Here is an 8,165-nt window from a genome sequence, read left to right as displayed (position 1 = left end):
TAAAGATACAAAATCTTTAGGTAATAACAATGCCTCGGCTTGGGAAAGTCGGGGCGTTGTCATAAAAAAAGAGGGTATGCATTTTGACACACCCTCTTTTTTGTTTTGAATAATTCTTGAGGGCTCAACGTAAAAGCGAGCCGATGTAAAAACAAAAGGTCCGAAACTATGTGAGAGAAGTTTCGGACCTTTTGTGTATTTGTCTGCGTGATTGTTTAATCCAGCACTGTTACCCATCCGTATGGGTCAGCTTCGTCTCCATATTGAATGGCGCGCAGCTTGTGATACAGTTTTTCACTGATAGGACCTGGCTTTCCATCTTTAGCAATTACGTACGATTTGTGATTCTCCAAGTCATCAATGCGTTCGATAGGACTGATAACGGCGGCTGTACCGCAGGCACCGGCTTCCTCAAAGGTAGTCAGTTCTTCTTCTGGAATCGGACGGCGTTCTACTTTCAGTCCCATGTCTTCTGCCAGCTGCATCAGGCTGCGGTTAGTGATGGAAGGCAGGATAGAAGTAGACAACGGAGTGACATAGGTGTTGTTTTTGATACCAAAAAAGTTGGCGGCACCACATTCGTCAATATATTTCTTTTCCTTGGCATCCAGATAGAACTCACTGGCATATCCGGCATCATGTGCGATTTTGTTGGCACGGAGGCTGGCTGCATAGTTGCCGCCGACTTTGTATGTACCGGTTCCCAGCGGAGCCGCACGGTCATACTGGCGGATGATGACATACGGGTTTGTAGCAAATCCACCTTTAAAGTAAGGACCTACCGGAGTGACAAATATCACGAACAGGTATTCATTGGCTGGATGTACACCCACCTGTGCGCCTGTACCAATCAGTAGCGGACGGATATAAAGAGAAGCACCGCTTTCGTATGGTGGAATGAAGCGTTCATTGGCCTTTACTACTTTCTTTACAGCCTCACAGAATGTTTCGGTCGGGAGTTCCGGCATCAGAATACCGCGACAAGTGCTCTGCAAGCGCTCGGCATTGGCTTCCGGGCGGAAGATACGGATTTTACCGTCTTTTCCGCGATAAGCCTTCAGGCCTTCAAAGGCTTCTTGTCCATAGTGAAGGCAAGTGGCCGCCATGTGAATGTTCAGTGTTTCTTCTGAGCAGAGTTCAAGTTCTCCCCATTTTCCGTCGCGATAATAGCAACGTACATTGTAATCTGTCTTCATGTATCCGAAGGACAGATTCGACCAGTCTATTTCTTTCATGGTTATCTATTTTTATAAGTTTTTTGAATGTCTTTATAAGCTAGCAAGCAAAAGTACGGTTTATATTTACAAAATCCAATATAAAACTGTTCTTTTTTGACATAAATGAAGGGAGCTAAAGGATTTCTCCTCATTTTGAAATGAAAAAGTTTTTGAGAGAAAGTAGTCTTGAATATTTCCTGGGGGATAAAGTTAAAATTTCAGGTGATATCAGTGTAAAGCCAAAGTTTTTCCGTAAATCTGTATAAAGGAATATACCTCTTTGAAATCAAGAGAGTTAGAAGAATTACTTCGTTTTCAGGTAATGAGTTGGCAACCGTCCTAATTGCCGTGGTCTGCATCGCTTTGCTTATTCGGGTAACTCTTACGGATGCAAAAATAAAAAAAAGAATTGAATTTGCCAAGAAATGCCTGTTTTTTATTACCTTTGTAGAAAAGGTAGAATTTATATGGCATTTACATTAGATACCTATAGTAAATCTTGCAGTTCAGATGAACTCCAAACTTGGATACGTTCCTTTCGTGAAGTATTTGCAGGAAAGGATACACATATTTTTATTGGAGAAGCAAATACAGGGAAATTGGCAGATGCTGATTATATTGTTGCTATCTGTAACAAAATCAAAAAAGGAAACGCGTATGTTATTCGAGGAAGATACCTCAACGGTTTGGTTTTTGGCATCAAAAAAGTCTCTTTCTCAGATGTGGTTGTCAGAAATCTATCAGACTATCAAGAACAAATAATCCATGATCTTCGGATTTTCAAAGCAGAAGTAATGAAAAACATGGAACAACAAGTCGGTGTCAAAGGAGTTCCCCTGATTTATGTTTGTGAACAGGAAAATGTACTCATACACGATGACTGTCTTATTTGTGGGGGAGTGGGGGATGCAACTACTTTGTTGTTCAGGGCCACACTCCAACTCCCCAAAGGAGGCAATGCTATTGATAATATGGAAGGAAGCATTTCTGACATAGTTGCCAAAGTTAAGGAAGGATGTACAGGAATGCCAATTCCTTTGGTACTGACAGAAATGCCATATAGGCAATCACACAGATTGCCTGAAGAGAAAATAGTCGCTGAGATTACCGCATTCTGCAAGAAATATCTGCATCCATATGTTTATATTCTGAGTAATGATAATAACGATTGGGATGCGCAGGTCTTTTTCTTATATCACTCTCCTAAATCCAGCAACCGACATACGACTCCGATGGGTGTGGAAATCGAATGCGTCTGGGATATGGAACACTTTTATACTTCCGCTTTCTATAGAAACATGGATAAATATGAGATTGAAATCACAGATTTTGCGCCTGGCGAGATTGGAAAAGAATTAAACAGACATAGTATTCCAAATGCCTCATACACCATCCGCATTCAAGGAAGCCTTAACGGGACTGATATTCTTTCCTTGCGTGAGTATAGTCAAAACCTGATTGGTAAACATTCCTTCCTGACAAGGTTGGATTTGAGCAAATGCGTTCTTGTTGATGGAGGAGAATCCTATTATACCTCTACGTCCCAATGGGCTGTTTGTGATTGCTATACCCAACAAGATATACTCACTAAATTTATATTCACCGACTTGTACCTCAGGGAAATCGTTTTGCCTGAGCAAGCCATGATAATGGAAAAGTATGCTTTCTATAGACTTCCAACCTTGGAAACAATCGTTTCTAATACATTGATATGGGAAAGGGCTTGCATTTGCAATTGTTTGTTTGTCAGAAACATCGTCTTGCGGAATGACGTGAAAAGGATGAGCAGTGGAGCTGTCTATCAATGTCCTAATCTTTCAACTGTCGTCTTTGAATGTCCACAGCAAAAGCTGTCCTTAGTCGATAACAGCCTTTATATCTCCAACAAGTTGTTGCTATATACAAATGTCAACAGCAGTGAATATGCCATACCGGATGGAACCGTTGAGATAGCTCCTTCAGCTTTTTATGGGAAGTCCAATCTGAAGATTATTCGTCTGAATGACGGATTGAAAAAAGTTGGAGACGAAGCCTTTGCCAAGACTGGCATTGCGAGTTTACATTTGCCTGTATCAATTATGCATATTGGAAAGCTCTGCATACCTTCTGCTTTGAAAGACTTATATGTCTATGCAGCTGACCCTTGTCCCATAGCAAAAGGAACATTTCATTATGTGAACAACACAAGACTTCATGTTCCCAAGGGCACCTTAGAAAAGTATCAAAAAACTGTTAGATGGAATTGTTTTGCTGATTATATAGAAGAAGATTACTCTGCGGTCTATACAGGCGAGATATACAATCATGTCACAGGGTCTGTGAAAGGAAGGCTTACTAAAAAGAACTTGTCAGAAACACCTGTAATGGAAGTGGAGAATCTGCGGGAAATTCTATCTTTCGGAGATTTCTTTGGGGCATGCAGAACCATGTTTGAGCAGAAAAAAACTCTCTTCTGGCTATTGGTGCGGAAGGGGAAGCTGATTCTCAATGAAACATGCGTTAAAGAATTGGAACGTTTATATCCACAAAGACGTAAAGAAACAATGCTGCTGTGCCGCTATTTAAGCCTGTGGTCACAGAAAAAACTTGAAAGCACCGAATTCAGCTATGATTATGATGAAGAACCGTCTATACGGGATTTAGAAAGAGACACCTACTATGCCCTTGGTGGGGAAGACTATGAGGCATTTATGGAGAATGGTGGAGATTGGGATAACTTTATGGACGGGCTTGGTTTCTAAGCAACCCAAGATTGACTATATTAGTCAGTAATAGGTATAGGAATGAATGTCTACGCTAATATCTCGCTCAACCACGGGTTGACTGCCAAGCTCTTAGTATTGGACACACTACATATACTGTAAATTGATTTTTTGTATAAACAATAAAGAATAGTCCAAGAACACCGCTGCTTTAAACAGGTTGCCCGACTTCGGAAGAGTAACCTTTACTGCAAGGCTTTCGGGAGTAACCCGAAACGTTTTGAGTAACTCAAAACATACCTTGCTAGCCCCGTTGGCATTGTTTATAATCCCATGTTATTGCCTTTCCTGAGCGGCTCGACAGTCTTTCTAACGAATGAGACTGCAAAACTGCTCCTTGAACCATTCGCCAATCGGTTGCCCGTTGATGGCAAGTGCGAGCTTAGACCTGTCTTTCGGGTCTTTCACCACTTGGAAGCCAGCCCTTTCGGTCGTGAACTTCCGCTTGTGTTCCTCCGAATAGAGTTCGCCCTCGTAGAACAGCGGCTTGCCGCTGACGAGCGTGGCAGTCTGCCGCTCGTTGAAGCCGACTTTAAGGCAGAGCTTCTCCATGTACACCAGTTCTTGGAACAGCGGAAACCATTTCTTGGCCTTTTGGATGATGGATTTCAGAAATGACACTTCCTTTTGGTGTTCCGCTTCCTTGTCCGCCATTTCCCTGCGGTGTTTGGCTTGCAGTTCCATCAGTTGGCGACTGTGTTCCTCCTGCTGCCGTTCCATCTGTTGTTGCAACAACTCAATGCTTTCGTCACGGGCGGCGACCTCGCCTTGCAGGGTACGGTTGTCGGTTTCCAGTTCTTTCAGCTTTCCGCTGCCCAAAAGAGAACCGACCTTTGCCACGAGTGCCGTCTTCGCTTCGGTCTTGGCGGCTTCCAGCTTCTCCGACTTGATTTCCTTCCGCACTTCGTCAAGCTGTCGTTCCACCTGTTGTTGTTCGGTTTGTAGTTGTTGCACATTGGCTTCAAACTCTCCCGTCTGCCGTTTCAGGTCACGGTAGTATTGGGCAGTGGTGGTGTGCCGTGCTTCCGAACCACGGACACCACGCTGCAAGCCGTACTTCGCCATTGCTGCGGCGTAGCTGTCATGGTAGGCGACCAGCTTCTCACGTGTCAGCACATCATCGGCGCACAGGCGAACGCCGTTGGATTTCTTGCGGTACGTGCGTTTGCCCTCTATCTGCTTCCTCTTGGTTTTCCTGCGCTCGCCTGTTACTATCGGCACGACCGTTGCGTGGATATGCGGTGTATGTTCGTCCATGTGTAGGACTGCCGAAACTGTGTTCTCCTTGCCGAATGTGCGTTGCAGCCATTGCAGGTTGTCATCACACCATTCGTCAAGTCTGCCCTCGTCCTGTATTTTCATCATATCCTCGTGCGTACCCGAAAGCACGATTCTAATTGCCCGCACTTGGTCAGGGGTTATCTTACGTTTGATACCAGCCGTACGGATACGGTGACTTATCACTTCGGTACAGTCGGACACTCCATCAGGAAACTCTACCAGTTCACGGTTGAGGTGGGTGCGTGTGGGGTCTGCGTTCTTGGGCGTAGTCTTGCGTTCGATGTGGTCGGATGCGCCCGTGTCAGCCGAACCTTTCGCCTTGTTGATTTGGATGCTTATGTATCCCATGTTCGTTTCTTGTTTTAGAGGTTATACAAACTTGTCTGTCGGTGTCCGCCTGCCTGCGGTTATAGCCGCACGGGGCAAACGGGGTGTCCAGAGGGGTACGCCCCCGCTGGCTCATTGGGGCGTTTTTAGCATTAGCGTCAGCGGTGCGTGAAGAAAACGCCCTAATGAGCTATGGCTTTTTGTTTCCCAAAAGCCTGCGGCGGCGTCAGCGGTGATGTCGGCGGACATTGGTTGCCTTTTCTTTTCGCCAGTGACATCGGTTTCCCCTTGTCGGTCGGCAAACCGGAAGTCCGTCCGACCTGTCTGCGAATAGCGATGTTCACCTCTGTTGCTTCTCCGGCGGACTTGATGAGGGGTGAAAATCCGATGAATTGATGATTGGATAGTCTAATATACTGACAGCTAATGAAATAATCTTTCATCAGCGTTTCATCAAACCGCTCGCCAAAAGAAAAGTGATGTGTGGGGCTGCGTCCGTTTCCTCTTTTCATCAGCCCAATCCTTTTGTTGAGCGTTTGATGAGAATGTAAGTCGCTGTCATTCTTTATATTTATATATGCTTTCATCATTTCATCAAAATATCAGAGTGTTTCCAACTGCGCTTTGCTTGCCGTGTAGTAGCGTCCTATCCTCTTGACGGGTGAATATCCGCACTTACGGCTGTAGTCGCATTGGTAGGTGGTGTAGGAAAGCGAATTGGATGCAGGAGCCAGCTTCCAGCATTCCTGCACCACTTTCCGAACCTGCGCCTTCTCCACCTTTACTTGAGAGCAGACGAGCAACGGGATAATGTCATTGAGGCAAAAAGAAACAGAACTGATGCCCACGCTTGCCATGATGTCGAGCAGCAGTTCCGCCATCTCTATCTCCAAACGGTTACGGTTGCTTCGGATAATCTTCCGCAGGGCATCTGTTTCCAGCCGCTTCGGGTCGAACCACATGCGGCTCTCCTTTTCGGTGGAGAGTGCACGGTTGCATAGGAAGTGCAGGAAAGCGGGGATTTCCGCTTTCAGCTTTTGCAGGAAGTCGGTATCGTCATTCTGTAGCGGCACAATCTTACGCACCCAATAGCGTGTCTCGCCAGCGTCAATGATGACGGGCAGGTGCTCGTTGTTGGAGCAAAGCACGAACTAGGCGAAGAAGCCTATCTTGTCACGGTCTTTGCCTTTCGCCTCCACCTTGTAGGAAAGCGTGGTGCTGAGGTTCTTCAACCTCTCGCTGTCCTCACGGCGGTTGAGCAACACCTCGTCCACCATGATGAGCAGCTTGCCCGCCCAGTCGGAATTGAACTGACTACGAAAATCCTCGTTGGTGTTGAACGTCACGTTGTTCTGGAATACGGCTTTCAGGAAGTTCAGGAACGTGCTTTTGCCCGTGTTCCTCTCTTCGGATACGAGCAGGAGGATGGGCAGCTTCTGAACGGGGTACAGGTACAGCAGTTGCAAATAGTCCATGCCCAATTCGTACTGTTCGCCGAAGATGTGCTCCACCAACGAGCGAATGCAGGGGAAGTCGCCCTGCACGAGAACATGGCTTATCGGCTCGTAGAGGTTGAGAAACTTGCCTACTACGGATTTGTAGCCTACATGGTCGGGTACGGTACAGAAGCCGTCATACTTCGGAACACTTGCCATGTAGTCCTTGCCGTAGTCCTGCCGCAGGGTCTCGGCGTTCCATGCGATGCGTCTCCTCACATAGCCGCCGTCAATGCGGGGTTGGTTTACAATCTTGTAGAGCGTGGTGCCTACACGGATAAATTCTTCTTTCTTTTCCATGTTTCAAATATAGGTTTTAGTGCCGCCGACACCTTGTCGGCAGGCGGATTAAACATGGTTGCAAAGCTACGGAAGGACGGCTAAAACCTTGATACGTAAAACTATGCAGAACGGCGCAAAAGAAACCGATGAACAAGAAAATGTAGCAGAATGGGCAATACCAACCTTAAAATGGTGAAAAGAAAAAGCCCGAAAAAGTAAAATTGCACTTCTTCGGGCTAAGGGTATTGTGTGAATGCACGGGCGTATTGACACGCAACTGCACTCGCTAACACTTGCACGATGCACTATTGCCTAACGAAAGCCAAAGCATTTGTCTGTCTTTTCGCAAGCACAGCCTTTCCAACAGGGCGTTGCGCACCCTTGCGGCGTTGGGCGTGTCGATGCGGAAAGCGAGTGCCACGACCATTGGTAAGGCATATACTTCTGAATAATAACCGTTGGGCAGCCTGATGCGCCTTTCTACCTCGCAAGGCTGCAACACTCCGCTTTTGTACACGGCTCGGATGGCGGCACGGAGGGTCGGGGCGATGACATTGAATAGTCTTACTAACTCCATTTCACTCATCCATATGTTGGCGGTATCGGACGGTACGGCAATCCTGCCGCATCCGTCCATCGTGATTGTTGTCCGTTTCATATCCCTGCCACTTTGATGTTGCCGAATGATTTGCTCAGCTTGTCACCCAGCATCGTGAGGTCGTTATCCAGCTTCTCCACGGTTATCTGTAGGCTCGGCTGTCGGCGCCATGCCACCTTACGGTGGTAGGTTTCCGACAGCC

At 46.3% G+C, this 8,165-nt stretch carries 5 protein-coding genes and 1 pseudogene; 1 reads left to right on the top strand and 5 read right to left on the bottom strand.

All coding sequences use genetic code 11. The features are described from left to right. Positions 1 to 215: 215 nt before the first annotated feature. Positions 216 to 1,235 carry a branched-chain amino acid aminotransferase gene (locus tag OCV81_RS17170; RefSeq protein ID WP_148331068.1) on the bottom strand — a complete coding sequence of 340 codons (1,020 nt, stop codon included), beginning with the start codon at positions 1,233 to 1,235 and terminating at the stop codon, positions 216 to 218. A gap of 449 nt (positions 1,236 to 1,684) precedes the next feature. Between OCV81_RS17170 and OCV81_RS17165 the strand changes: the two genes are divergently transcribed. After that, positions 1,685 to 3,958, top strand: coding sequence for a leucine-rich repeat domain-containing protein (locus OCV81_RS17165; RefSeq protein ID WP_262640515.1), 2,274 nt, complete (start codon positions 1,685 to 1,687; stop codon positions 3,956 to 3,958). Positions 3,959 to 4,288: 330 nt separating this feature from the next. On the opposite strand, the gene mobV is transcribed toward OCV81_RS17165, so the two are convergent. From mobV to OCV81_RS17145, 4 genes and pseudogenes are all read right to left on the bottom strand, one after another. After that, positions 4,289 to 5,608 carry a MobV family relaxase gene (gene mobV / locus OCV81_RS17160; RefSeq protein WP_148331066.1) on the bottom strand — a complete coding sequence of 440 codons (1,320 nt, stop codon included), beginning with the start codon at positions 5,606 to 5,608 and terminating at the stop codon, positions 4,289 to 4,291. Between the two features lie 161 nt (positions 5,609 to 5,769). After that, the gene (locus tag OCV81_RS17155) at positions 5,770 to 6,099 is read right to left on the bottom strand and encodes a hypothetical protein (RefSeq protein WP_148331065.1); all 330 of its coding nucleotides are present in this window, start codon (positions 6,097 to 6,099) and stop codon (positions 5,770 to 5,772) included. A gap of 90 nt (positions 6,100 to 6,189) precedes the next feature. Beyond that, positions 6,190 to 7,383: pseudogene (locus OCV81_RS17150) on the bottom strand (primase-helicase family protein). Positions 7,384 to 7,651: 268 nt separating this feature from the next. Continuing rightward, positions 7,652 to 8,023, bottom strand: a complete 372-nt coding sequence (locus OCV81_RS17145) for a hypothetical protein (protein ID WP_148331064.1) — start codon at positions 8,021 to 8,023, stop codon at positions 7,652 to 7,654. Between the last annotated feature and the right edge of the window lie 142 nt (positions 8,024 to 8,165).

Origin of the sequence: Phocaeicola fibrisolvens (assembly GCF_025567125.1) — a bacterium.
Taxonomy (GTDB): domain Bacteria; phylum Bacteroidota; class Bacteroidia; order Bacteroidales; family Bacteroidaceae; genus Phocaeicola; species Phocaeicola fibrisolvens.
This window is presented reverse-complemented; position numbering and strand designations above follow the sequence as displayed.

Bases quoted from the DNA above. Each gene is read 5' to 3' on its own strand.
- OCV81_RS17170 (WP_148331068.1), bottom strand. From the start codon at position 1,235: ATGAAAGAAATAGACTGGTCGAATCTGTCCTTCGGATACATGAAGACA.
- OCV81_RS17165 (WP_262640515.1), top strand. From the start codon at position 1,685: ATGGCATTTACATTAGATACCTATAGTAAATCTTGCAGTTCAGATGAA.
- OCV81_RS17155 (WP_148331065.1), bottom strand. From the start codon at position 6,099: ATGAAAAGAGGAAACGGACGCAGCCCCACACATCACTTTTCTTTTGGC.
- OCV81_RS17145 (WP_148331064.1), bottom strand. From the start codon at position 8,023: ATGAAACGGACAACAATCACGATGGACGGATGCGGCAGGATTGCCGTA.
- mobV (WP_148331066.1), bottom strand. From the start codon at position 5,608: ATGGGATACATAAGCATCCAAATCAACAAGGCGAAAGGTTCGGCTGAC.